At 66.2% G+C, this 23559-nt stretch carries 24 protein-coding genes; 4 read left to right on the top strand and 20 right to left on the bottom strand.

From position 1 onward, the window contains the following. Positions 1 to 21: 21 nt before the first annotated feature. The 5 genes from leuC to flgK form a co-directional block, all read right to left on the bottom strand. On the bottom strand, positions 22 to 1428 hold the full coding sequence (gene leuC / locus WJU27_RS00810; RefSeq protein WP_341420839.1) for a 3-isopropylmalate dehydratase large subunit: 1407 nt from the start codon (positions 1426 to 1428) through the stop codon (positions 22 to 24). A 70-nt stretch (positions 1429 to 1498) separates the two neighbouring features. Then, positions 1499 to 2656 carry an MFS transporter gene (locus tag WJU27_RS00805; protein WP_296812772.1) on the bottom strand — a complete coding sequence of 386 codons (1158 nt, stop codon included), beginning with the start codon at positions 2654 to 2656 and terminating at the stop codon, positions 1499 to 1501. 42 nt (positions 2657 to 2698) lie between these two features. Then, positions 2699 to 3154 (bottom strand): hypothetical protein, encoded by a 456-nt coding sequence (locus WJU27_RS00800; protein WP_341420838.1) that lies wholly within the window; start codon positions 3152 to 3154, stop codon positions 2699 to 2701. Positions 3155 to 3156: 2 nt separating this feature from the next. Continuing rightward, the gene (gene flgL, locus WJU27_RS00795) at positions 3157 to 4449 is read right to left on the bottom strand and encodes a flagellar hook-associated protein FlgL (RefSeq protein WP_020165443.1); all 1293 of its coding nucleotides are present in this window, start codon (positions 4447 to 4449) and stop codon (positions 3157 to 3159) included. An 11-nt stretch (positions 4450 to 4460) separates the two neighbouring features. Beyond that, positions 4461 to 6404 carry a flagellar hook-associated protein FlgK gene (gene flgK, locus WJU27_RS00790; RefSeq protein WP_341420837.1) on the bottom strand — a complete coding sequence of 648 codons (1944 nt, stop codon included), beginning with the start codon at positions 6402 to 6404 and terminating at the stop codon, positions 4461 to 4463. Between the two features lie 208 nt (positions 6405 to 6612). Here flgK and WJU27_RS00785 point away from each other — a divergent pair, with 208 nt between their 5' ends. Then, positions 6613 to 6987 carry a hypothetical protein gene (locus WJU27_RS00785; protein ID WP_341420836.1) on the top strand — a complete coding sequence of 125 codons (375 nt, stop codon included), beginning with the start codon at positions 6613 to 6615 and terminating at the stop codon, positions 6985 to 6987. Positions 6988 to 7021: 34 nt separating this feature from the next. Here the strand turns inward: WJU27_RS00785 and flgJ are convergent, their stop codons facing one another. From flgJ to flgB, 9 genes are all read right to left on the bottom strand, one after another. Continuing rightward, positions 7022 to 7990: a flagellar assembly peptidoglycan hydrolase FlgJ gene (gene flgJ / locus WJU27_RS00780; RefSeq protein WP_341420835.1), complete on the bottom strand. Its 969-nt coding sequence runs from the start codon at positions 7988 to 7990 to the stop codon at positions 7022 to 7024. Then, positions 7990 to 9087, bottom strand: coding sequence for a flagellar basal body P-ring protein FlgI (locus WJU27_RS00775; RefSeq protein ID WP_341420834.1), 1098 nt, complete (start codon positions 9085 to 9087; stop codon positions 7990 to 7992). The genes flgJ and WJU27_RS00775 overlap by 1 nt, the downstream gene beginning before the upstream one ends. Before the next feature lie 88 nt (positions 9088 to 9175). After that, a complete protein-coding gene (locus WJU27_RS00770; protein WP_020165448.1) occupies positions 9176 to 9874 on the bottom strand; it encodes a flagellar basal body L-ring protein FlgH in 699 nt (232 codons plus the stop codon). A 20-nt stretch (positions 9875 to 9894) separates the two neighbouring features. Next, positions 9895 to 10677: a flagellar basal-body rod protein FlgG gene (gene flgG / locus WJU27_RS00765; RefSeq protein ID WP_024300873.1), complete on the bottom strand. Its 783-nt coding sequence runs from the start codon at positions 10675 to 10677 to the stop codon at positions 9895 to 9897. A gap of 18 nt (positions 10678 to 10695) precedes the next feature. Beyond that, positions 10696 to 11436, bottom strand: a complete 741-nt coding sequence (gene flgF, locus WJU27_RS00760) for a flagellar basal-body rod protein FlgF (RefSeq protein ID WP_304010490.1) — start codon at positions 11434 to 11436, stop codon at positions 10696 to 10698. A gap of 19 nt (positions 11437 to 11455) precedes the next feature. Further along, on the bottom strand, positions 11456 to 12673 hold the full coding sequence (flgE, locus tag WJU27_RS00755) for a flagellar hook protein FlgE (RefSeq protein WP_341420833.1): 1218 nt from the start codon (positions 12671 to 12673) through the stop codon (positions 11456 to 11458). A 14-nt stretch (positions 12674 to 12687) separates the two neighbouring features. Further along, positions 12688 to 13365, bottom strand: a complete 678-nt coding sequence (locus tag WJU27_RS00750) for a flagellar hook assembly protein FlgD (protein ID WP_019917302.1) — start codon at positions 13363 to 13365, stop codon at positions 12688 to 12690. Positions 13366 to 13375: 10 nt separating this feature from the next. Further along, positions 13376 to 13777: a flagellar basal body rod protein FlgC gene (gene flgC / locus WJU27_RS00745; protein WP_020165452.1), complete on the bottom strand. Its 402-nt coding sequence runs from the start codon at positions 13775 to 13777 to the stop codon at positions 13376 to 13378. A gap of 24 nt (positions 13778 to 13801) precedes the next feature. Then, positions 13802 to 14209 carry a flagellar basal body rod protein FlgB gene (flgB, locus tag WJU27_RS00740; RefSeq protein ID WP_020165453.1) on the bottom strand — a complete coding sequence of 136 codons (408 nt, stop codon included), beginning with the start codon at positions 14207 to 14209 and terminating at the stop codon, positions 13802 to 13804. Positions 14210 to 14519: 310 nt separating this feature from the next. Between flgB and flgA the strand changes: the two genes are divergently transcribed. From flgA to WJU27_RS00725, 3 genes are all read left to right on the top strand, one after another. Beyond that, on the top strand, positions 14520 to 15200 hold the full coding sequence (flgA, locus tag WJU27_RS00735) for a flagellar basal body P-ring formation chaperone FlgA (protein ID WP_341420832.1): 681 nt from the start codon (positions 14520 to 14522) through the stop codon (positions 15198 to 15200). A 411-nt stretch (positions 15201 to 15611) separates the two neighbouring features. Next, a complete protein-coding gene (gene flgM, locus WJU27_RS00730) occupies positions 15612 to 15926 on the top strand; it encodes a flagellar biosynthesis anti-sigma factor FlgM (protein ID WP_019917298.1) in 315 nt (104 codons plus the stop codon). Continuing rightward, the gene (locus WJU27_RS00725; RefSeq protein ID WP_341420831.1) at positions 15926 to 16420 is read left to right on the top strand and encodes a flagella synthesis protein FlgN; all 495 of its coding nucleotides are present in this window, start codon (positions 15926 to 15928) and stop codon (positions 16418 to 16420) included. The genes flgM and WJU27_RS00725 overlap by 1 nt, the downstream gene beginning before the upstream one ends. A gap of 165 nt (positions 16421 to 16585) precedes the next feature. Here the strand turns inward: WJU27_RS00725 and WJU27_RS00720 are convergent, their stop codons facing one another. From WJU27_RS00720 to flhA, 6 genes are read right to left on the bottom strand one after another with little or no spacing between them, the layout of a single operon-like run. Then, positions 16586 to 17422: a flagellar motor protein MotB gene (locus WJU27_RS00720; protein WP_341420830.1), complete on the bottom strand. Its 837-nt coding sequence runs from the start codon at positions 17420 to 17422 to the stop codon at positions 16586 to 16588. Beyond that, complete coding sequence (locus WJU27_RS00715; protein WP_020165458.1) at positions 17419 to 18177, bottom strand: flagellar motor protein; 759 nt, start codon at positions 18175 to 18177, stop codon at positions 17419 to 17421. The genes WJU27_RS00720 and WJU27_RS00715 overlap by 4 nt, the downstream gene beginning before the upstream one ends. Positions 18178 to 18188: 11 nt before the next feature. Continuing rightward, the gene (locus WJU27_RS00710) at positions 18189 to 18905 is read right to left on the bottom strand and encodes an RNA polymerase sigma factor FliA (protein WP_019917293.1); all 717 of its coding nucleotides are present in this window, start codon (positions 18903 to 18905) and stop codon (positions 18189 to 18191) included. A gap of 32 nt (positions 18906 to 18937) precedes the next feature. Further along, on the bottom strand, positions 18938 to 19825 hold the full coding sequence (locus WJU27_RS00705) for a MinD/ParA family ATP-binding protein (protein WP_341420829.1): 888 nt from the start codon (positions 19823 to 19825) through the stop codon (positions 18938 to 18940). Then, the gene (flhF, locus tag WJU27_RS00700; protein WP_304010495.1) at positions 19818 to 21347 is read right to left on the bottom strand and encodes a flagellar biosynthesis protein FlhF; all 1530 of its coding nucleotides are present in this window, start codon (positions 21345 to 21347) and stop codon (positions 19818 to 19820) included. Before flhF ends, WJU27_RS00705 begins: the two co-directional genes overlap by 8 nt. Next, positions 21344 to 23452: a flagellar biosynthesis protein FlhA gene (gene flhA / locus WJU27_RS00695; protein WP_445928420.1), complete on the bottom strand. Its 2109-nt coding sequence runs from the start codon at positions 23450 to 23452 to the stop codon at positions 21344 to 21346. Before flhA ends, flhF begins: the two co-directional genes overlap by 4 nt. Positions 23453 to 23559: the final 107 nt, after the last annotated feature.

The raw sequence follows: 23559 nt of genomic DNA, 5'->3' as shown, positions 1-23559 counted from the left end.
TTTCCTCGATCAGACAGTCATTCAGACAATTTCACGGACGTCGGCGAAACGACCGGCGATCGCCGCAGCCGCCGCCATCTGCGGGCTGACCAGATGGGTGCGCCCGCCGGCACCCTGGCGGCCTTCGAAATTGCGGTTCGAGGTCGACGCGCAACGCTCGCCCGGCTCCAGCCGGTCGGCATTCATCGCCAGGCACATCGAACAGCCCGGCTCGCGCCATTCGAAACCGGCCGCCTTGAACACCTTGTCCAGCCCTTCCGCCTCGGCCTGCGCCTTGACCAGACCGGAACCCGGCACCACCAGCGCCAGCTTCACGTTGTCGGCCACGCAGCGGCCCTCGACCACGCGCGCTGCGGCGCGCAGATCCTCGATGCGCGAATTGGTACAGGAGCCGATGAACACCTTGTCGATGCGGATCTGGGCTATCGGCGTACGCGGCGTGAGGCCCATGTACTGCAGCGCACGGGCCACGCCCTCACGCTTGACCGGATCGGCGAAATCCTCGGGGGCCGGCACCTGGCCGCGCACGTCGGTCACCATTTCGGGCGAAGTGCCCCAGGTCACCTGCGGCAGGATCTTGCGCGCGTCGATATCGACCACGCGGTCGAACTGCGCGCCCTCGTCCGACTTCAGCGTGCGCCAGTACTCCACCGCGCGGTCCCACTGTTCGGCGCGCGGTGAGAACGGCCGACCGCGCAGGTAGTCGATCGTGATGTCGTCGACCGCCACCATGCCGGCGCGGGCACCGCCCTCGATCGCCATATTGCACAGCGTCATGCGACCTTCCATCGACAGACCGCGGATGGCCGAACCACCGAATTCGATCGCGTAGCCGGTGCCACCGGCCGTGCCGATGACGCCGATGAAGTAAAGCGCGATGTCCTTGGCGCTGACGCCCTTGCCCAGTTCGCCTTCGACGCGGATGAGCATGGACTTCGACTTCTTCTGCAGCAGGCACTGCGTCGCCATGACGTGCTCGACTTCGGAGGTGCCGATGCCGTGCGCCAGGCAGCCGAAGGCGCCGTGAGTCGAGGTATGCGAATCGCCGCAGACGACGGTCATTCCGGGCAGCGTGGCGCCGTTCTCCGGGCCGATCACATGCACGATGCCCTGGCGCTTGTCACGGAAGGGGAAATAGGCCAAGGCGCCGAAGGCGCGGATGTTGTCGTCCAGCGTTTCGACCTGGGCACGCGAAATCGGGTCGGCAATGCCCTGCTCCGAGCGATCGGTCGGCACATTGTGGTCGGCGGTGGCGACGATGGAATCCACGCGCCAGGGCTTGCGATTGGCCAGTCGCAGACCTTCGAAGGCCTGCGGGCTGGTGACTTCATGTACCAGGTGACGGTCGATGTAGAGCAGTGCGGTACCGTCATCCTCGGTATGCACCACGTGACTGGACCACAGCTTGTCGTAAAGCGTTTGCGCCATTGCAACGATTCCGGCTGATCAGCGAAACCGGGGATTATAACCTTGCGGCGCAGCATCCAGCCGGCAGCGATCAGCCGCTGCGGACCACTTCACCCGGCGGCCACATGCGCGCCAGCAGCAGACATCCAGCCAGCGCGAACACCGAACTGAGCACGAAGGCCCAGCCGCCGCCGAGCGGCGCCCACATCCAGCCACTGATCAGCCCGCCGACCATGCCGCCGGCGCCGAAGGACACGCTGCCGTAGAGCGCCTGCGCCCGCCCCTGCTGGCGGGCGTCGAACCACTGGTTCAGCGCCGCCACCGAACTGGCGTGGAAGGCGCCGAAGGTCAGACCATGCAGCAGCTGGGCCGCCAGCAGCCAGGGAAGAGAGTCGACCAGCCAACCTATCATCGCAAAGCGCAGCACGGCGGCGGCCAGTGCCGCCAGCAGCATGGCGCGCAGCGTGAAGCGGCGCATCAGCGAGGGCATCCACAGGAAGACGGCGATCTCGGCCAGCACGCCCAGCGTCCACAGCGCGCCGATCAGGCTCTTGCTGTAGCCATGCTCGTCCAGATGGATCGAGTAGAAGACGTAGAGCGCGCCGTGCGCGCAGCTCATGAAGAAGGCGGCGCCGAACAGACCCGCCACCGGGCGGCGACGCAGGATGTCGCGCAGGCCCTCGGTGGCGCGCGGACGGTCGGCGTGTTCCGGCGCCTCCGGCAGGCTGAAGGCGAACAGGCAGATGCCGCCCAGTATCAGGCTGCAGGCCCACAGCACGGCACGCAGGCCGGTGCGGTCCAGCATTTCGCCCAGCGCCAGCACGGTGATGACGAAGCCGATCGAGCCCCAGACCCGGATCGCGCCGTAGCGCGCCACCTTGGATTTCAGATGCTCCAGCGTCAGCGCCTCGACCAGCGGCAGCGACGCGCTCCAGAAGAAGGACATCAGCGCCATCGCGACGAACACGCCGACGAACTGTTCGGTGCTGAAGAAGATGAGGAAACCGGCCAGACTCGCCGCACCTGCACCACGGATGATGGGTGTGCGCGCGCCGATGCGATCCGCCAGCCAGCCCCACATGCCGGGTGCGACGATGCGCATCACCTGCATCAGCGACATGACGATGGCGATGTCGGCGGCGGAGAAGCCGATCGAGGACAGGTAGAGCCCGAAGTAAGGGGAAAAAGCGCCGACGAAGGCGAAGTAGAAGAGGTAATAGGCGGACAGTCGCCAGTAGGGGAGCGGCATCGGGCGAAGTGTACCGCAGCCGGCAGCGCGGCCGGCGGCGATTCAGCGCGTGCCGTGGCGCAGCTGAATCACCCCTTCGCCGACGCGCTGCGCGACCAGTTCGGACTGAATGCCCTCGCTGTAGCTGACGATGTCGTAGCCGGCATAGCCGCCGGCGCGCGCCAGCTGCTCGGCACGCCGGCGGAACACCATGCGCGCCTCACCCTCGCCGCCCGGCCGCGTACGCATCTTCTTCATGCCGAGGTAGTAGGTATCCTCGGACAGCTGCGCCTCCTCGATGGTCCAGTTCGGCGCCATCGGATCGAGCACGACGTAGGCGAGATAGGCAGCGCCGGCGAAGTAGATGAGCTTTTCCGGCGTCGTCGTGTAGCCCGGCGTCAAGCGCAGCTTGGTGTCCGGAATGACGGAACTGGTCGCACTCGGCAGCGAGCGATCGAGCGACGAACAGGCCGCCGCCAGCATGGCGGCAAGCAAGGCTGCGGACAGGCGTGCCGTCATGATCAGGCTCCGATGAAGTTGAACAGCGACAGGCCGGACACCTTCAGGAAGGACTGCTGGGCCGCCTGCAGATATGCCTGCTGCTGCGTGAGCTTGCTCAGTGCCTCGGTGTAGTTCAGGTCGCGCAGGTTGGACAGCGAGGACTCGAACTGCAGATTCACCTCTTCACCCAGCGAATCGAGCGCCGCCAGCTCGGAGCTGCGAGCGCCGATGCGCGCTCGCGTGGTCAGCAGGTTGTCGGTCGACCGATCGATGTTGGAAATGGCCGAGCCGATCGCATTGCTCACCTTGGCCAGCGCGTTCGCGTCGCCGGAGGCCGGCTGTTCGAGCGCGAGAATCACGTCACCGATGGTTTCGAACACGCTCTGCGACGTGCTGATCTGCATCGACACGCGATCGCCATCGGCGGGGGCGCCGGTCATCGAGAAGCGTGCGCCGAAGTTGAAGGGCGGCTCGGAACCGCCGTTCGAGCGCAAGTTGATCACGTCGCCCGGCAGGAAGGTACGCGGCAGCGGCGCGCCGCCGGGCGCGGCACCGGTCAGCAGCGAATTGCCGCTCGCGTTGTCGATGATGTCGTAGGTGGTCACGCCGCCGGACACCGCGAACACGACCTCGAAGTCGCCCGAATTGGCCGGATCGTTCCATGCGCTCATGTCAGTGACACTGCCGGCGTCGAGCACCGCGGTGCCGCGGTTTGCCGGATCAGGCGTCAGCGAGAAGTTGCCGTTGCCCGAGGGCACGCGCATGAACACGTTGGCGCCGGAATCGCTGATCGCCAGGCGGCGATTGCTGCCCACCTGTGCTTCGCGCTGACCGTCGTCGCCGGCGTAGCTCACACCTGCCTCGACACTGCCGGAGAAAGGCTGGGTCGTGCTCTTGTAGCCGCTGAAAAGATAGTCGCCGAACGCGTCGCGCGAATTCGCGATGCCCATCATTTCGGAGAACATCGCGCGGATGTCGGTAGCAATCGCCTTGCGGTCGGAATCGGCCAGCGTCGCGCTGCGTGACTGGATCAGGCGCTCGCGGATGGTTGCCAGGATGTCGCCAGCGGTGGCGATCTGCGATTCGGCGAAGCCGAGCGCGCTGCTGGCGTCGCGGCGGTTCACCGCGAACTGGTCGTTCATCGACTTCGATTGCTCGACTTCGAGCGCCCGAGCGGACGCCACCGGATCGTCGGAGGGCGCCAGCACGCGGCGGCCGGTGGACAACTGCTGCTGCAGCCTGAACAGGTCGCCGCTCTGACGCACGAGGCCCGAGGTGCCGGTTTCGTAGATGGTGTTGGTGGAAACGCGCATTACAACTCTCCTCAGCCGCCCAGTTGCAGCACGGTGTCGAACAGCCGACTGGCGATTTCAATCATCTTGCCGGACGCCTGGTATGCCTGTTGATAACGGAGCAGATTGGCCGCTTCTTCATCGAGATTGACGCCCGACAGTGACTGCTGCGACTCGGTGACACGCGACAGCAGCACGTCCTGTGCTTTCTGGTTCACCTGGATTTCGCGTGCCTGCGAACCGATCTCGGCAACCATCTGCGCGTAGGCACCCTGGAAGCCGGTGGTTCCGCCGGCCAGCGTGTCCGCGTCCTGCAGCGCGGCCAGCGCCAGCAGGTTGCGGTTGTCGCCCTGACCGCTGGCATTGGCCTGTATGGTGAAGGTGTCACCGTCGCGCGGAATCCCCGACAGCTGGAAGGTGAAGCCGCCCTGGCCGGCGAAGGTGAAGCTTGCGCCGGCGGAATCGGTGGCCGGGTTGTAGGCGATGGTGCCGCCCGGCCCGCCGGTCACGTTGAACTGGTTGGTCGCGGCGTCAAAGGTCAGCGTGATCGGGCCGCCCAGCGGCAGGCCGGTGGTCGAGGTGACGGTACCGGCACTGATGGCGCCGGTGCCGGCGTTGGTCAGGCTGGCCGCGGTGCTGATCGGCATCGCCACTGCCAGCATGCGCGGGTCCGACAGCAGCGTGCGGATGTCCGAGGCGCCATTGCGCGTCGGCTGGATCAGGAAGCTGTCGCCGGCGGCCAGGGTGGTCGCGCCCGAATCCAGCGTGAAGCCCTGCGGGCTGCCGGCAGGCGGCAGACCGCCCAGCGTCGCCGCAGTCCAGCTCACGTTGTCGGACAGGCGGGTGAGCGTGTAGTTGGCGCCGTCGTAGCGCAGGCGATAGTCGCTGGTGGTCAGTTCAGACGAGTCGTTGATCGTCACGTTGACCTGAGCCGCCGCGACTGTGTCGTTGGTGCTCGCCGGCAGCGCGCTGCCCGACAGCGTATTGAAGAAGGCTGTTCCCAGCGCCCCGTTCAGGTCCTGGCCGAGCAGGTGTTGCGCGTTGAACTGCTCCGCCATGCCGATGGCGACGCGGCCGAGTGCGTTCTGCGCCTCGTCCAGCGTTTCGCGGCGGAAGGCCAGCAGGCCACCGAGCTTGCCGCCGCTGAGCGAGGACTCCTGCATGCGCAGCACGGTGCCGCCGGGCGCCGTGTAGGTGACTTCGGTGCGGCTGGCGTCCTCGACCGACGGTCCGGCGGTCAGCAGGAAGGCGCTGCCACCAACGACCACGGGCTGACCGTTGCCGATGAACAGGTTGATCGAACCGTCGCTCTGCTGCAGTTGGGTCACCCGTACCAGGTCATTCAGCTGGCTGATCAGCCGCTCGCGCATGTCGAGCATGTCGTTGGCCAGACGGGTCGGACCGGTGCTCGCCTCCGCCACGGCAATCTGGTTGTTGTAGCGGGCGATCTGCGTGGCGAGCTGATTGATTTCCTCGACGGTGCCCGAGATTTCGCCGTTGAGACCGGTACGGACCTCGTCCAGCCGCAGATCGAGCGCGTTGAAGCGCGCGGTCATGGCCTGTGCGGCCGAAATGACCGACTGCCGGGCGGCGAGCGACGTGGGTGAGGCGGTCACGCTCTGCAGTGCGTCGAAGAAGCCGGACATCGCGGGCGACATGCCCGCGTCGGTGTCGGCAAGCAGGTTGTCGAGCGCGCCGATCTGGTCGGCGTAGGCGTTGTACTCGGCGCTCTGTGTCCGCGCCTCCATCACCTGGGCCGTCAGGAACTGGCTGTAGATGCGGCGCACGGTCTCGATCCGTGCGCCCTGGCCGAAGAAGCCGGCACCGGTCTGCTGCGGATCGTTGGTACCGAAGATGACTTCCTGCCGGGTATACCCGGTGGTCGCCGCATTCGAAATGTTGTGACCGGTCGTGACCAGTGCGGCCTGTGCCGCATTCAGTCCGGAGATGCCGATGCTGTAGAGCTGCGTTCCCATGATGTGCCGTCTCGTCAGAGTGCTTGGGACACATCAAAGCAAGAGCTTTGCCAGCTCCGTTTTATGGGCGTCACACTGGGCTGGAACAATGTCGGGGATGGTCACCCCCGCTCATCGCATATCGGCCACGGACGTGGCTTTCAAGACATCGGCCGGACGGGCCGAGGTGGTCCGGCGGGCGCACCGGCTGACACCTCTCGAACGCGCAGTGCTGATCGTCGCCGACGGGCGGCAGGATTTTGCCGGCCTGCTTGCCGCTCTCGGCCGCGCGGCCAGCGGCGACATGGAGGCGGCGGCCGCGTTGAGCAGGCTGATCGAACTCGGACTGCTCGACATCGAGCGACCGGCGCAAGTCGCCTCAGCCGGGCGGAAGTCGCTGGCGCTGGCCCGCCTCTACCTGATCGAAAGCGTGGAGCGCGCCTTGCGCGGACAGACCGACGCGCTGAAACCGCTGTTGCGCGACGCTACCGACGAAGCGGGCGTGCGCCGCGCGTTGCTGGCCTGCGAGAAGGCGCTTCTGGATGCGGGAGCGGCCCGACAGGCCAGCCTGATCCGCGCGCGCTGTCTGGAACTGCTGCCGTGAAACACGAGCCGGCTCTGCCGCCCTGCCCGCAGGCTCAGCCGGACAAGGCAGCGCGCAGCAGCGGCCCCTTAATGATGCGTTCGAGCTTGTCGGCGTAGGCCGGGTCGGTGGCGTAACCCGCCTGCTGCAGGCCACGGGCGAAACTGCCGGCGTCCTGCGCACCGAGCACGCGGGCGTAGCGCGGCTGGTTCTGCAACAGACGGGCGTAGTCGGCGAAGCTCTCTTCGTAGGAGCCGTAACTGCGGAAGGCATCCGTCTGTTTGGTCCAGCGGCCGTCGATGAACTCGCTGGCCGAAACGGTGACGGTCTGCCCCTGCCAGCTGCTGCCGGCCTTGATGTTGAAAAGGTTGTGGCTCGGCTTACCGTCAGCCGACGTCAGTTCGGCCCGGCCCCAGCCGGTTTCGAGCGCGGCCTGGGCAACCAGGAACTGCGCCGGAATGCCCGTCGCGCGACTGGCCGACAGCGCGGCCGGCCACACCCGCTCGACGAAGGCGCGTGCGTGCTCCGGCACATCGCGCGTCCTGACCGGCGCAAGTTCGGCCAATGCCGCTTCGAGATCGGCGGCAGCGGCTGCCTCGCCCGGCTGCAGACTCTGCCGCAGGGCGGCAGAGCTTGCCGCCGCCGGCATCCGCGGCAGGCCCTGGAACAGCCCGGCTTCGGACAGCGGCTTCAGTTCGGGCTTCACCGAGGTATCGGCACTGTTCGCATTGGCCGACAGCTGCCGTTCGAGCACGCGCGCCAGACCGGTACCGCCGCCTTCGGTCATGACCTGGGCCCATTGCTGGTCCAGCATGTCCTGGTACATCTTGCTTTCCTGCCCGCCGAACAGCTCGTCGCCGTGCGAGGCCTCGCGCATCGACTTGATCACCACCTGCAGGAACATCGCCTCGAACTGCTTGGCCGCGGCCTTCAGCGCCTCGGGCGAGTTGTCGCGCGCCGCGCGGCGCAGCACGTCGAGGCCGCGCACGTCGGCGGCCAGCGTGTTGAGCGCGGCGTTCTCCATCAGATCACTTCCAGTTCGGCGCGCAACGCACCGGCCGCCTTCATCGCCTGCAGGATGATGATGAGATCCTGCGGATTGGCGCCCAGCGCGTTCAGCGCTCGGACGACTTCAGACAGGTTGGCGCCCTTCTTCACATTGATCAGCGCGCTGCCTTCCTGCTGGATGTCGATCTGGTTGCGTTCGGCCACCACGGTCTGCCCGCCGGACAGCGGTGCCGGCTGGCTGATCACCGGCTCGGAGCTGACGGTGACCGACAGGTTGCCGTGTGCGACCGCACAGCTGTCCAGCGTGACCGCCTGGTTCATCACCACCGAACCGGTGCGCGAATTAACGATCACCTTGGCGGCCTGCTGCGCCGGCGTGACGTCGAGATTCTCGATGCGGCTCATGAAAGCAACGCGCTGGTTCGGGTCGAGCGGCGCGCGGACCTGGATGCGCCGGGCGTCGACCGCCACCGCGGTGCCGGGGCCGGCGCTGCCGTTGATCGCATCGACCATGCGCTGCGTGGTGCCGAAATCGGAGGTATGGGTTTCGAGATTGATGAAATCGCCCTCGCCGACGGCCGTCGGCACCGCACGTTCGACCGTGGCGCCACCGGCGATGCGACCGACCGACAGATGATTGATGGTGACGGACGAGCCACCGGCCGAGGCGCCAGCGCCGCCGACCACCACATTGCCCTGGGCCATGCCGTAGATCTGGCCGTCCGCGCCCTTGAGCGGCGTCATCACGAGGGTGCCGCCGCGCAGGCTCTTGGCGTTGCCCATCGACGACACCGTCACGTCCATCGCCTGACCGGGCCGTGCGAAGGGGGGCAGGCTGGCGGTCACCATCACCGCGGCGACGTTCTTCAACTGCAGGTTCTGCCCGGGCGGCAAAGTCACACCCATATTGCCGAGCATGTTGATCACGCTCTGCACGGTGAATGGCGTCTGCGTCGTCTGGTCGCCCGAACCGTCGAGGCCGACCACCAGACCGTAGCCGACAAGCTGGTTGTTGCGCACGCCGGACAGCGACGCCAGGTCCTTGATGCGCTCGGCGCTGACCGGCATCGCGGTCAGCAGTGCAAGCAGGAGGAATGTGATGAAGCGCTTCATTTCAGTTCGCCTTCCGGGCGGCAGTACAGTGCTTTTTATACGCCGGCGACCAGGAGCCCGATGGCCGGAAAAGAGGGCTGATTCCTCATCACAGCGGCAGGAAGCTCAGGAAGAAGCGGCCCAGCCAGCCCATCACCTGCGCCTCGTCGATATAGCCGGTGGCGCGGTACTCGATGCGCGCGTCGGCCACCTGTGTGGACTGCACCGTGTTCGCCGCGGTCACCTGGGTCGGATTCACGACGCCGGAGAAGCGGATGTACTCGTCGCCCTGGTTGATCGCGACCTTCTTTTCGCCGGACACCAGCAGGTTGCCGTTGGGCAGCACCTCGATCACGGTGACCGTGATGGTGCCAGTGAAGTTGTTGTCGGCCGAGGACGCGCCCTTGCCGGCGAACACGTTCTCGCTGTTCGCCTGCACGCCTATGCCCTGCGCGCCCTTGAGCGGCACGCCGGCGATGCGCGGTACGCTGACCTCGATGTCCTGCGAGCGGTCGGCCGAGCTCGACGACTTCTTCGCCGCCTGCGTGCGCTCGCTCAGGTTGATCACCAGCGTGTCGCCGACCATCCGTGCGCGACGATCCTCGAACAGCGGTCGCACGGCGCCCGGCTGGAAGATCGCGCCGGCGTTGGTCTGATACTGCGGACGCGGTTCCGGACGCACCGACATCGGCTGATGCACCGCGGTCGGCGGCGTCGTCGTGACGCAGCCGGCAAGCATTGCCGCCACGACCAGCACCACGGCAAAACCTGCGCAGCGGGCGGCAAGGTGAAGGCGTTGGGCATTCATGGTGGTCTCCGCCGGATCTCTTACAGCTGGGTCAGTCGGGCCAGCATCTGGTCCGAAGTCTGGATGGCGCGCGAGTTGATTTCGTAGGCGCGCTGGGTCTGGATCATGTTCACCAGTTCCTCGACCACGTTCACGTTCGACGTTTCGACGAAGCCCTGGTTGAGCAGGCCGGCACCATTGGTGCCCGGGGTGTTCGGCGTCGGCACGCCGCTGGAGGCGGTTTCGACGAACAGGTTCTCGCCGACGCTCTGCAGGCCGCCGGTATTCACGAAGGTCGCCAGTTGCAGCTGGCCGATCTGGGTCGGCGCGTTCTGGCCAGCCTGCAGCACGCTCACCACGCCATCACGGCCGATGGTGACCGACACCGCATCGGCCGGAATGGTGATCTGCGGCTGCACCGGGAAGCCGCTCGAAGTGACCATGACGCCCTGCGCGTCCTTCTGGAAGGCGCCGTCGCGGGTATAAGACAGCGTGCCGTCCGGCATCTGGATCTGAAAGAAGCCTTCGCCCTGGATGGCCACGTCCAGCGTGCCGCCGGTCTGCTGGATATTGCCTTGCGTGTGGATCCGTTCGGTCGCCACCGGACGCACACCGGTACCGATCTGCAGGCCCGACGGAATGGTGTTCTGCTGCGTGTTCAGCGCGCCCGGCTGTCGCATGGTCTGGTACAGCAGGTCCTCGAACACGGCGCGGGCACGCTTGAAACCGTTGGTACTGACGTTCGCGAGGTTGTTGGTGATGACATCGAGCTGAGTCTGATGTGCATCCATGCCGGTGCGGGCAATCCACAGCGAGCGAATCATGGTCGGTTACTCCGGTTGTCAGTTGTTGCCCAGAACCTGCGAGGCAGCCTGGTCGTTGCGTTCGGCGGTCTGCAGCATCTTGGTCTGCATCTCGAACTGGCGGGCCAGCGAAATCATCGCCACCACCTGATCGACCACATTCACATTGCTGCCTTCGAGGTAGCCACCGACCACACGCACGTTCTGTGCCTGCGGCTGCAGTCCGGGTGCAGTCGAGCGGAACAGGCCGTCGTCGCCGCGCTTGAGTGTGTTCTCGGGCGGATCGACCAGCTTCAGACGGCCGATCGGATTGACCTGGTTCACACCGCCCGTGCGCTGCACGGCAGACAGCGTGCCGTCGGCACCCAGCGTCACCTCGGTGTCCGGCGGCACGGTGATCGGCCCGGTCTCGCCCTGCAAAGGAATGCCCTCATGGTTCTGCAGGACGCCGGTCGGACTGATCTGGAAGTGGCCGTTGCGCGTGTAGGCCTCGGTGCCGTCGGGCATGGCCAGCGTGAACCAGCCCTTGCCCTGAATCGCCATGTCGTACGAACGCCCGGTCTGCTGCAGCGCGCCCGGCGTGTAGTCGTTCTTGACGCTGGCGTCGATGACGAAGGCGCGCGACGCGAACGCCTCGGTCTGCACCTGAACGGCACGCAGACGATGCTCCTCCGCGCGATAGCCGGTGGTCGATGCATTGGCGAGATTGTGGGCGACCGAAGCCTGACGCTCCATCGTCCATTTCGCACCGGTCATCGCGGTGTAGATCACGCGGTCCATGGCAGCTCCTCAGTGCGCGTCAGCGCAGGTTCACCAGCGTCTGCATGATCTGATCCTGCGTCTTGATCGACTGCGCGTTCGCCTGATAGGCGCGCTGCTGCGTAATCATGTTCACCAGTTCTGCGGTGAGATCGACGTTGGAATCCTCGACCGCGCCCGGCTGCAGACCGCCGCGATTGCCGGTGCCGGGCTCACCTACGGCCGGCGGACCGGAGAAGGAGGTTTCCGCCCAGGCGTTACTGCCCAGCTGCACCATGCCATCCGGGTTCTGGAACGAGGCGAGCACGACCTGACCCAGCGTGCGCGACTGGCCGTTGGTATAGCGGCCCTGGATGATGCCTTCCGGCGACACGCTGAGGCCGGACAGCCGGCCCGAGGTGTAGCCATCCTGCGCCACGGCATTCACGCTGAACGTGGTGCCGTACTGGGTCGAGTTGCCGAGGTTGAGATCGAAGGTCAGCGGGCTGGTGGCGCCAGTCGTGATGGCGAAGGACTGGGCCACCGTGGACGGGCCGACCAGACCGCCGTTGGAATTGAAGGTCAGGGTGGTCGCTGCCGTCGGCGCGCCGCCGTCCAGTGTGGTGTAGAGATCCCACTCGTTGGGCGTGGCCGACTTCACGAAGTACATCGACATCACGTGCGGATTGCCGAGCGAGTCGTAGGTGGTCATCGAGGTGGAGTACGAGAAGCTCGATGTGTCGGCAGTCGAGAACGGCGCCGTGACCGGCGGCGACAGTCGTGAATCGAGGTTGACCGCGAGGTCCGCCGCCGTGGTCGACGTCGGCTCGGCGCCGGACAGCGCGGTGTCGATGCGCAGATCGATCGGCGCCGTCACCACGATGTTGTCGTTGGCGTCGGTGCCGTAGCCGGTGAGCCGGTAACCGGAGCCATTGACGATGTAGCCCTGCTTGTCGACCGAGAACTGACCGTTGCGCGTGTAGAGCACGTCGCCGTTGTCGCTCATCCGGAAGAAGCCCTCACCGTTGATGGCGATGTCCAGCGGATTGCTGGTGACGGTGATGTTGCCCTGCGAGAACTGCTGGGCAACGCCATTCACCCTTGCACCGATACCGATCTGGGCCGAACCGCCGCCGCCCAGCGTGGTCGCGTAGATGTCGGCAAATTGTGCCTGCGACTGCTTGAAACCCACGGTGGTCGAGTTCGCGACGTTGTTGCTGATCGCGTCGAGCGCCTTGGAGGCGATGTTCAGTCCGGAAAGTCCTTGCTGGAAGGCCATGATTCAACTCCCGATCAGTAGATCTGCTTGATGTCGTTCATCGTGACCAGCCCTTGCTGGCCCACATTCAGGCGGGTGACACCGCCGGTGCGCTCGACGCTGCCGACCACCGCGAGTTCGAGCGGCGTGCTGGTCAGCGTCTTGCCCCCCTGCACCGCTTTTACGGAGAAGGAGTACGAGCCATCCTGAGCAACTGCCGTGCCAGAGTTGTCCTTGCCGTCCCAGACGAATTGCGTGATGCCGGCTTCCTGATCGCCCAGCGCCATCTCGCGGACGATCACGCCGTTAGCGCCCTTGATGGTGACGACGACGTCGTCGGCCGGTGTGGTCAGCTCGACCCCGCCCATCGACTGCCCCTCGACCAGTTTCAGGTCCGAACCTTCGATCAGCACGGCGTGACCGACCAGCGCCGTCGCCTGCAGGTGCTGCGCATCGCTGGTGCTCTCCATCATTTTTTCCAGCGTGCTGTTGAGCTTGGTGATGCCATCGACGGTGCTGATCTGCGCCAGCTGCGAAGTGACCTGCGCGTTGTCCATCGGGCTGAGCGGATCCTGCATCCTCAGCTGCGTGGTAAGCAGCATCAGGAAGCGGTTCTGTGCCGCATCGAGTTCGGACGTTGCCTGCTTCTGCGTGGTGTTCAGCGAGCTGTATAGGTCGGCGGCAGAATTGCCATTGACGGGATTGGTGGCCATGGCGTTGTCCTTACTGTCCGATGGTGAGGGTCTTGAGCATCAGCTGCTTCGCGGTATTCATCATTTCCGCGTTGGTCTGATAGGAGCGGGAGGCTGAGATCATGTTCACCATCTCCTCCACCACGTTGACGTTGGGCATCTGCACATAGCCGTCGGCGTTGGCCGCCGGGTTGGTCGGGTCGTAGGTGCTGCGCAGCGGCGCCGCGCTCTCGACGATCTGCGTCACGCGCACACCGCTGGCTTCGCTGCCGTCGGCGATCGGCTTCATCTCGAACACCACCTGCTTGGCGCGGTAGGGCTGGCCGTTGGCCGTGGTGACCGAATCGGCGTTGGCGAGATTGCTCGACGTCGTATTCAGTCGCACCGACTGCGCAGTCAGCGCCGAGCCGGCAATCCCGAACACATTGAACATGTTTCCTGCCATGGTTCAGCCTCCTTACTGGCCCTGGATTGCCTGCTGCATCGTGCGCAGGCGACCACTGATGAAGGTAAGCAGCGCTTCGTACTGCACCGAGTTCTCGGCGAATGCCGCGCGCTCGACGTCCATATCGACGGTATTGCCATCGACGCTGGACTGCGTTTCGGTGCGGTACTTCATCGACTGATCGAATGAACCGTCGCCCTTCGCTTCGATGTGCTTGCTGGAGGTACGCGCCAGTTCCACCGGACCGCCGAGCTTGCCGCCCAGCGCGCTTTCGAGCGCGCTCCGGAACTCAATGTCGCGCGCCTTGTAGTGCGGCGTATCGGCGTTGGCGATGTTCGACGCCAGCTGCTGCTGGCGCGCGGCACGCACGCCGAGGGCGGCTTGATGCAGGTTGAGATGTCGGTCGAGAGGTGTCGGCATGATGTGCAGTCCATTGCAGCTATCGTGCCAATGACTTTAAGCGCCGAGGTGCTGCCGGAAACGGCAAAAAAGGACTGTTCGCACCCCGCCTTTCCTCGTCTTCTGCCGCCCCGAAGCGGCAAGGTTTGCCGCGCGAAACCGAGCAACCCTCCTTCAAACCCTTGCCGGAAAAGGATTTTCCCAGCGGCAGAGGGCGCGCGGCTCGCTCTGGGCACTGCGCAGCGGAACAGAACCGTGCTTCACCCGCTATTTCCGGCATCGACCTTGCAATCAGCGTGATCGAATGCGTCCATCGCCAGGAGATCCGCCCATGTTCCGTCGTCCTCTTCTCATGCTGCTGCTTGCCCTGTGCTCCAGCGCGCATGCACAAACCTCAGCGGAGGCGCTGCGCGCCACCGTGAGCCAGTTCCTGACGGCGCAGGCGGCAAGCATGCCGGGCAAGGCTGTGGTCGAAGTCGGTCAGCCGGACGCGCGGATCGCGTTGGCCGCCTGCACGGCGCACGAGCCCTTCCTGCCGCCGGGCGCCCGGCCCTGGGGCCGCGTCAGCGTCGGCGTACGCTGCGTCGCCGGCGCCAGCTGGACCGTTTACATCCCGTCGCGCGTGCGCATCGAGGGCGACTATCTGGTCGCGGCGCGCGCACTGGGCCGTGGTCAGGTGGTGGCCGACGGCGATTACGCGTTCATGCGCGGCGACCTGACCGAACTGCCGCCGAACATGATCACCGATCCGCAGCAGGCCATCGGGCAGTCGGTGAATGTCGCCATCGGTGCCGGCCAGCCGCTGCGCGCCGACTGGCTGCGCGCACCGGTCGCCGTGCAACAGGGGCAGATCGTGAAACTGTTCGCACGCGGCAACGGCTTCTCGGTCAGTCACGATGGCCGTGCGCTGGCCACCGCGCAGTCAGGTCAGACAGTGCAGATCCGCACCGGCAGCGGTCAGGTGGTGAGCGGCGTAGCACGTCCGGGCGGTCTTGTCGAAGTGATCTATTAGGGTCTGTTGCCATTGAATCGCGAACCGCGTTTGCAGCGCGCGAGGCACGGGCAAGGCGTGCGACATAGTCGAGACTGGCCGTCTCGACAAGGAGCGCAACGCGGTCCGTGCCTCGCACGCTGCAAACCCGAAGGGCGCGAGTCCCGATGCGCCCAGCTCCGCGTTGGGCCTCCTGGCCTGACGGCCAGTCAGCCGGCGTCGGCCCGCCTTGATCCGGACGCATCGGGATTCGCGCGCGGCACGCGATTCAATGGCAACAGACCCTATGGGAACTGTTCAACTGCGGGCCGCCTCGGTGCTTGATATAGTGCGAATCAGGCATCGGTGTAAGACGGCTCCCTACAAAAAGTTCTAAAGTTTTGTCGTGTCGTCGTCGTAATACCGATCGAACGTCTTCTGAAAGGGTTCATCGTGAAAATCGACGGAACTGGAAAGCCGCTTGGTCCGACTTCAACTTCGACCACGCGCAACTCGTCGGGCAACACCCCGACCAATTCGACTTCGGCCACGCCTTCCGCGGGTGCCCAGGTCGATGTTTCGAGCACCTCCTCGCGTCTGCGCGAGCTCGAATCGACCATTGCCAATGTGCCGGTGGTCGACAGCGCTCGCGTCGATGAAATCAAGCAGGCCATTGCCGACGGTCGCTTCAAGGTCAACGCCGATCGCGTGGCCGACAGCCTGATCGAAAGCGTGCGTCAGATGCTGAATACGCGCCCGGCGACCTGATGACCCAGAACGAACTGGCCGCGCAGATTTCCGCGCGACTGTCCGTACTGATGACCGAGGAGGTCGCGTCCTTGCGCACCGCCATCGGCCATCTCGATGCCGAGCGCCGCGCGCTCGAATCCGGTGACGTCGATACCCTGCCCGTTCTTGCCGCACGCAAGTCGGAGGTCTACGGCCGCCTCGCGCAGTTGGGCGATGCGCGCACGGCGCTGCTTGCGCGTGCCGGCGTGAAGCCGGCGAAGGCCGACATCGACGCACTGTTCGCCAGCGGACCGGAATGGAGCGCCTGCCGCAAGCCTTTTGCCGACCTGCTCGAACTGGCCCGCGAAGCGCACGACGCGAATCTGGCAAACGGGTTGATGATCCGCGCGCAGATGAAGTCCAGCCAGCAGGCGCTGGCTGTGCTGATGTCGGCCGCCGAGCAGGCGTCGACCTACGGGCCGGACGGTCAGGCGATGGCACGCACCAGCCGGCGTTCCTTCGGCAGCGCCTGAAGTCGATGCGCCGCAGTCACCACCGCTTCCTGTACGGCGTGGTTTGACTGAGCGATGGCGCGTCTCTGTCGGCGAACGTCATCATGACGGCCAGCCCGGGCTGAGTTCACACAGAAAAAACATCCTGCTTTGCCGGTATCCGCCAGCAGAGCCGCAACCCTGCGTTCAGAGCTTGGGAAAGCTCGAGCCGAGGCTGCCCTCGGGCACCTCGACCGGCGCGTTCGCCGGCGCACCATTGAGCGCGGCCCGGTCGGTCGAGTACGTCTCGATGCGGATGGACACGCGGCGGTTCTTCGCCCGCCCCTCTTCGGTTTCGTTGCCGGCAATCGGCCGCTGGTCGGCAAGGCCTGCCGCGGTCAGCCTTGCCGGAATGATGCCCTGCTCCTCGAACACCTGGGTCACCGCCGCCGCGCGCAGCGCCGACAGCGACCAGTTCGACATGCCCCGCCCGGTGGCCGGCACGTTGTCCGTGTGTCCTTCGATCACCAGCGGAAAATCGCTGTACAGCAGCACGCCGGCCACCGCCGCGATGATGTCGCGCGCAGCGGGTTCCAGCGTCGCATCGCCACGGCCGAACAGGAAGGTCGCGTCGAGATCGACCGTGATGCCGAGCGCGCCGTCGGTGACTGTCGCTTGGCCGTCCCGCGTCAGCGCGGACAGCGCCTGCGTCAGCTCGGTCATCGTGCGCTGCGCGCGCTCGCGTCTCTCCTTTTCCTTCGCTGCGGCACGCGCCTGACGGACCTGGTCGAGCTCGATCTGCAGCGCGCTGCGCGGCGGGGCCACCGCAGGCAGTTCGATCAGCTGTACGCCGTCGCGGGCCGAAAACGCGCTGGTCAGCGACGCACTCAGCACACGGTACTTGCTCTCGCTGACCTGGGAAATCGCGTACATGACGACGAAGAAAGCGAACAGCAAGGTGACCAGATCGGCGTACGACACCAGCCAGCGGTCGTGATTCTCGTCCGACTCCGGCACGTAGCGACGCTTGCGTGGCGCGCTCACTCCGGCACCTGGGCAACGTAGCCGAGCAGCCTGCCCTCGATGATGCGCGGGTTGTCGCCGTTGGCGATGCCGACCAGGCCATCGACGAAGATTTCGCGCACCGCGATCAGCTGAGACACGTGGGTCTGCAGCTTGCGACCGATAGGCAGGAACACCAGATTGGCCGCACCGACGCCGTAGATGGTGGCGACGAAGGCAGTGGCGATGCCGGCGCCGAGCCGGGTCGGGTCACCGAGGTTTTCCATTACGTGGATCAGGCCCAGCACGGCGCCCATGATGCCTATGGTCGGCGAGTAGCCGGCGGCCGAATCCCACACCCGCGCAGCCTGGCGCAGCGTGTTCTCGTAAGTGGTGATCTCGACTTCCATCACCTCGCGCAGGCGGGTTGCATCGGCGCCATCGACCAGCAGCTGCACGCCCTTGCGGAAAAACGGGTCGGATTCGTTGCTGACCTGCTTTTCCAGCGCCAGGATGCCCTCGCGCCGCGACAGCTGAGCCCAGGCGACCAGTCTGCGGATCATGTCGTCCGGCACCTGGGACGGCGCGACGAAGGCCCAGCGCCCCATGCGCATGCCGCGCATGAAGATGGGGAAACGGGTCTGCAGCATGGTCGCGCCCAGCGTGCCGCCGAGCACGATGACGAAAGCCGCCGGCTGGAACAGCGACGACAGGCTGCCACCCTCGAGCACCTGCCCGAGCATGATGGCCGCCAGACCGAGCAGCAGGCCGGCGATGCTGATGCGATCGACGCGCACGCGTACTCCGCTCAGCCGCGCGCCGCGATGCGGCTGCGCAGCCGGGCGATCGCCTGGCTGTGCAGCTGGCAGACGCGCGATTCGGACACGCCGAGGATTTCCCCGATCTCGCGCAGGTTCAGGTCTTCTTCGTAGTAGAGACCCATCACCGTCTTTTCGCGGTCGGGCAGATCGCCGATGGCGCGCACCAGCACGTCGCGCATGTTCTTGTCGAGCAGTCGTTCGAGCGGATCGAGATCTTCCGTGCCGACGCTGTGGCGGTCGAGGTAGTCATCATCGTCGCCGTCGGTGAAGTCCTCGAAATAGACCAGCTGATAGCCGCGCGCTTCCTGCAGCATCTTCTGGTACTCGGGCAGCGGCATGCCGAGCGATTCGGCCAGTTCGCCCTCGGTCGGCTGGCGGCCCTTCTGCTGCTCCAGCGTGTGGATGGCCGTTTCGATGCGCCGCATGTCGCGGCGCAGGCTGCGCGGCAGCCAGTCGTTCTCGCGCAGGCCGTCGAGCATGGCGCCGCGGATGCGCTGCACGGCATAGGTTTCGAACTGCGCGCCCAGCCCTTCCTCGTAACGGCTCATCGCGTCGAGCAGGCCCAGCATGCCGTTCTGGATGATGTCCTCGACCTGCACGCTGGCCGGCAACTTGGCCATCAGGTGGTAGGCAATGCGCTTGACCAGCGGCGCGTAGTGCTTGGCAAGCTGATCACGGTCCAGTGTTCCGGATGCGGTGTACATGTTTCGTCCTCTGCTGCGGGTCGCTTGTGCAGTCAGGCCACTTGGGCCGGAAAGCCGTCTGCACGCCCTCCCCGGTCGCTGCGGTCACCCGCGAGCGCTTCGTCCAGGGCCGACAACATACCGGCTTTCTCCGTCTCGCGGGTCACGAAAAGCTTTTCGGCAAGATCGCGCCCGATCTTGAGGGCATCGTCACCCGCCGTGGCGAAAACCGGGCGCTGGTAGCCGCTCGGCAGGCAGCCCAGCCAGTGCAGCGCACTGCCCAGATGTTCGCTCACCACGCCGTTCAGGCTGGCAAAGGCCTGGCGGGCGTCGGCCACCGAGCGCGCGCGGCTGACGCCGACATGCACCGGACGGGCCGCGCCGCCGGTCACCGGCGCATTGCCGGCGAGGTGACGCTTGATCAGCGCGTAGGCGGCGGTAATGCTGACGCCGGAGGCGGCGGTGATCACTGCCAGCCGGTCCGCACGACGGGCCAGCGCCGACAGCTGACCGTCGTCGAGCGCGCAGTCGATCACCAGCAGTTCGGTATCTCGGGTCAGTTCGACCAGCGCTTCGTCCAGCGCCTCGGTCTGCAGGCGGTTCAGCTGTTTCGACGCGGCGGCGAGACGGGCTGCCGGCACCACGGCGACGCCGTGTTGCGAGGCGATGCGCACCGAGGCGAGCGCGACGTCACGGTTGATCGCCTGCAGCAGATCGATGCGCGAGGTCAGACCCAGCCGCGCGGTGGCCGAGCCGGCGCCTTGGTGTTCGTCGATCAGCGTCACGCGCAGGCCGCTGCGGGCCGCTTCGATGGCGGTCGCCAGTGCGATCGAGGTGCTGCCGACGCCATCCATCGCGCCAGCGAAGGCGACGCGCTGCGTCGGGTAACGGCGGAACATGGCGCGCAGGCCAGCCGCCTGGTCGTGCATGAAATCAGCCACGGCTCACCTCGCTGCGCATGTCGCGACGCGAGGCAGCCATCAACAGGCCGGCGTCCTGCGGTGAAAGGTGTTGCGACGATTCCTCGCCGGCTGCACGCAGCGCGCGGTGCATCAGGTAGGCGCGATTGGGCAGGTGCAGATCTTCCGGCACGCGCTGGCCGTTGGCGACGTAGTACAGCGGCAGTTCGTGGCGCATCAGCACATCGAGCACCGGGCCCAGCGTGACCGATTCATCGACCTTGCTGATGATGGCGCCGGCCAGATCTGCGCCACCATTCGGCGAAGAGTAAGCGCGCACCACATCGTCCAGCGCGTCGGCGCGGGCGACAGAATTCAGCAGCAGCAGACGGCGCACGTCGCCGCTCGACGACAGCATGGCGATCTGCTCGGCGACGGCGCGGTCGCGCTGGCTCATGCCGACGGTGTCGATCAGCACCATGTGCTTGTCGCGCAGCTCGACCAGCATGCGACGCAGGTCGGAGGCGTCGCGCACCGCATGCACCGGTACGCCGAGGATGCGGCCATAGATGCGCAGCTGTTCATGGGCACCGATCCGGTAGCCGTCGGTGGTGAGCAGCGCCACCTTGTCGGCGCCGTGGCGCACGACGCAGCGGGCGGCAAGCTTGGCCGTCGTGGTGGTCTTGCCGACGCCGGTCGGGCCGACCAGCGCATAGACGCCGCCGCGATCGATGATGTCGGCGTCGGAATTCAGCGTGATCAGGTCGCGGCCGATCAGCGTGCGCAGTTCGTTGCGCGCGGCCGCCAGCGAGTCGGAACTGCTGAGCTGGTCGAGCAGCCGGTAGGTGGTCACGGCGCTGAAGCCGGATTCGAGCATTTCGGCCGCCAGCGTGGTCTTGATCGGCGAGCTGCGCGACATTTCGCCCCAGGCGAAACCGGCCAGCTGCTGTTCGAGCATGCGGCGGATGCTGCCCAGTTCCTCGCGCAGTGCGGCGTCGAGCTGCGGCGCCGGCTCGGACGCTTGCGCGGTGTGACGCGGTGCGGTCTCGACAGCCGGTGCGGCACGACGCTGCGGCACTTCGGCGTGTGCTTCGAGATGTTCGTTGGCCGGCGCCTGCTGACGGCTGCGCGCCAGATCGCGCAGTTCGCTCGGCGTCGCCGGACGCGGCTTGTACGGCTGCCAGGGCTTCGGCGCCCGCACTTCCTGCGCCGGAGCCGGCGCCGGTGCGACCTTGCGCGCAGCCAGGCTGCTCGACAGCGTCACCTCGAAATCCTCGTCGCCGTAGGGCCGGGACGAGGTCTGAAATGGGGACTGCGCTTCGGCGCGCGCGGCGGGCTGCTCAGCAGCGCGCGCCACCGGTGCCGCCGGCGCTGGTGCCGGCGCTGCGGCCGGCTTCTTCGTCGGTGCAGTCATCGCCTCCAGCGCATTCGCCGGCAGCGCGAGTATTTCCACGCCGCCCTCGACCGGTCGGTTCGACAGCACGATGGCGTCGGGGCCGAGATCTTCCTTGATGCGGCGCAGGGCGTCGCGGGCGGAGGCAGCGAGATATTTGCGAGGCGTCATGATTTGACTCCGATGACAGAGGTCACCTTGATGGTGCGTGTTTCAGGAACTTCGGAATTGGCGAGCACCTTCAGGCTGGGCACCGCCCGGCGCAGGAAGCGCGACAGCAGCCAGCGCAGCGGCGCCGGCACCAGCAGCACGGCGGGCAGACCCATTTCTTCCTGGTTCTGCGCGGTACGCGCCACTTCGTTCATCAGCGTGTCGGCGAGGCCCGGTTCGATCACCGAACCGTCGCTGCCGCCACCGAGCGCCTGACCGATCAGGCGCTCCAGACCCGGGTCGAGCACCATGACCTGGACGTCGGTATTGCCCGGGAACAGCTGCTGCACGATGGCGCGGCCCAGGGCCACGCGGACGCGCGAGGTCAGTTCGAGCGGGTCCTGCGTACGCGGCGCGTACTCGGCCAGCGTCTCGACGATGGAGCGCATGTCGCGGATCGCCACGCCCTCCTCCAGCAGGCTCTGCAGCACGCGCTGCACCACCGCCAGCGGCAGCGCCTTCGGCACCAGATCCTCGACCAGCTTGGGTTGTTCGCGACCGACGTGTTCCAGCAGCGCCTGCGCTTCCTGACGGCCGAACAGTTCGGCGGCGTGGGTCAGGATGAGATGGTTCAGGTGGGTGGCGATCACGGTGGCCGCGTCGACCACGGTGTAGCCAAGCGCGTGCGCCTGTTCGCGCAGGCCCTGTTCGATCCACACCGCGGGCAGGCCGAAAGCCGGATCGCGCGCTTCGCGGCCCGGCAGCGAACCGGCGACGCGGCCCGGATTGATCGCCATCAGGCTGCCTGGATAGGCCTCGCCGCTGCCGACATCGACGCCCTTGAGCGTGATGCGGTAGCCGTTGGGCTTCAGTTCGAGGTTGTCGCGGATGTGCACCGGCGCGGTCAGGAAGCCGATCTCCGCCGCAAACTTCTTGCGCAGGCCGCGGATGCGCTTCAGCAGCTCGCCGTCCTGGCCGCGATCGACCAGCGGAATGAGGCGGTAGCCGACTTCGAGACCCAGCGTGTCGACCGGCACGACATCGGTCCATGCCGCTTCCTGCTGTTCGGGCGGCGTGATCGACTGCGCCGCTGCCTGCTCGGCCGCCTTTTTCTCCGCCGCCTCCTTCACCTTGGGCGACGCCGCCTTCTGCACTCCGCGCCAGGCGAGGTATCCGAGGCCGGCGGCGATCAGCAGGAAAACGAAATTGGGCATGCCGGGGATCATGCCCATCAGGCCCATGATGCCGGCGGAAATGCCGAGCACGCGCGGATCGCCGAACAGCTGACCGATCACCTGTCCGCCCACATCGCCGTCGTTGCCGACGCGCGACACCACGAGACCGGCGGCGATCGAAATGACCAGCGCCGGGATCTGCGCGACCAGACCGTCGCCGATGGTGAGCATCACGTAGGCCTTGGCGGCGCCGCCGGCGGTCATGTCGTGCTCCATCACGCCGATCAGCATGCCGCCCACCATATTGATGAGCAGAATGAGGATGCCGGCGATCGCGTCGCCACGCACGAACTTGGACGCACCGTCCATCGAACCGTAGAAATCCGCCTCGTCGGCGATTTCCTTGCGCCGCCGGCGCGCTTCGTCCTCACCGATCAGGCCGGCGTTCAGGTCGGCGTCGATCGCCATCTGCTTGCCGGGCATCGCGTCCAGCGTGAAGCGGGCGCCCACTTCGGCGATCCGGCCGGCGCCTTTTGTAACGACGACGAAGTTGATGACGGTCAGGATGATGAAAACGATGATGCCGACCGCGTAGTTGCCGCCGACCAGGAAGTGGCCGAAGGCTTCGATCACCTTGCCGGCCGCATCCGGGCCGGTATGACCTTCGAGCAGAACGACGCGGGTGGAGGCCACGTTGAGCGACAGGCGCAGCAGCGTGGTTACCAGCAGGACCGACGGAAATACCGAGAAATCAAGCGCCTTTGTCGTATAGAGCGCCACCAGCATCACCATCACCGACATCGCGATGTTGAAGGTGAAAAACACGTCCAGCACGAAGGTGGGCAGCGGCAGCACCATCATCGACAGGATGAGGACGATGAGCAGCGGCGCGGCCATCTGGGCGATGTTCGGGGAACCGATGACCTGACGGAACGAGAGGGACGTAGCCATGACGACATTTCATCGCAGGTGACGTCCATCAAACCGGAGAAAGAAGAGGGGTTTTCCCCGGCTATTGGGTCGACTGGATTGTTACGCAGCGCAAAACGCCCTTACAA

The organism is Methyloversatilis sp. NSM2, from assembly GCF_038066675.1.
In the GTDB taxonomy this organism is placed as follows: domain Bacteria; phylum Pseudomonadota; class Gammaproteobacteria; order Burkholderiales; family Rhodocyclaceae; genus Methyloversatilis; species Methyloversatilis discipulorum_A.
Note: the sequence above shows the minus strand (reverse complement) of the source record. Positions and strands in the feature narration are given on the sequence as shown.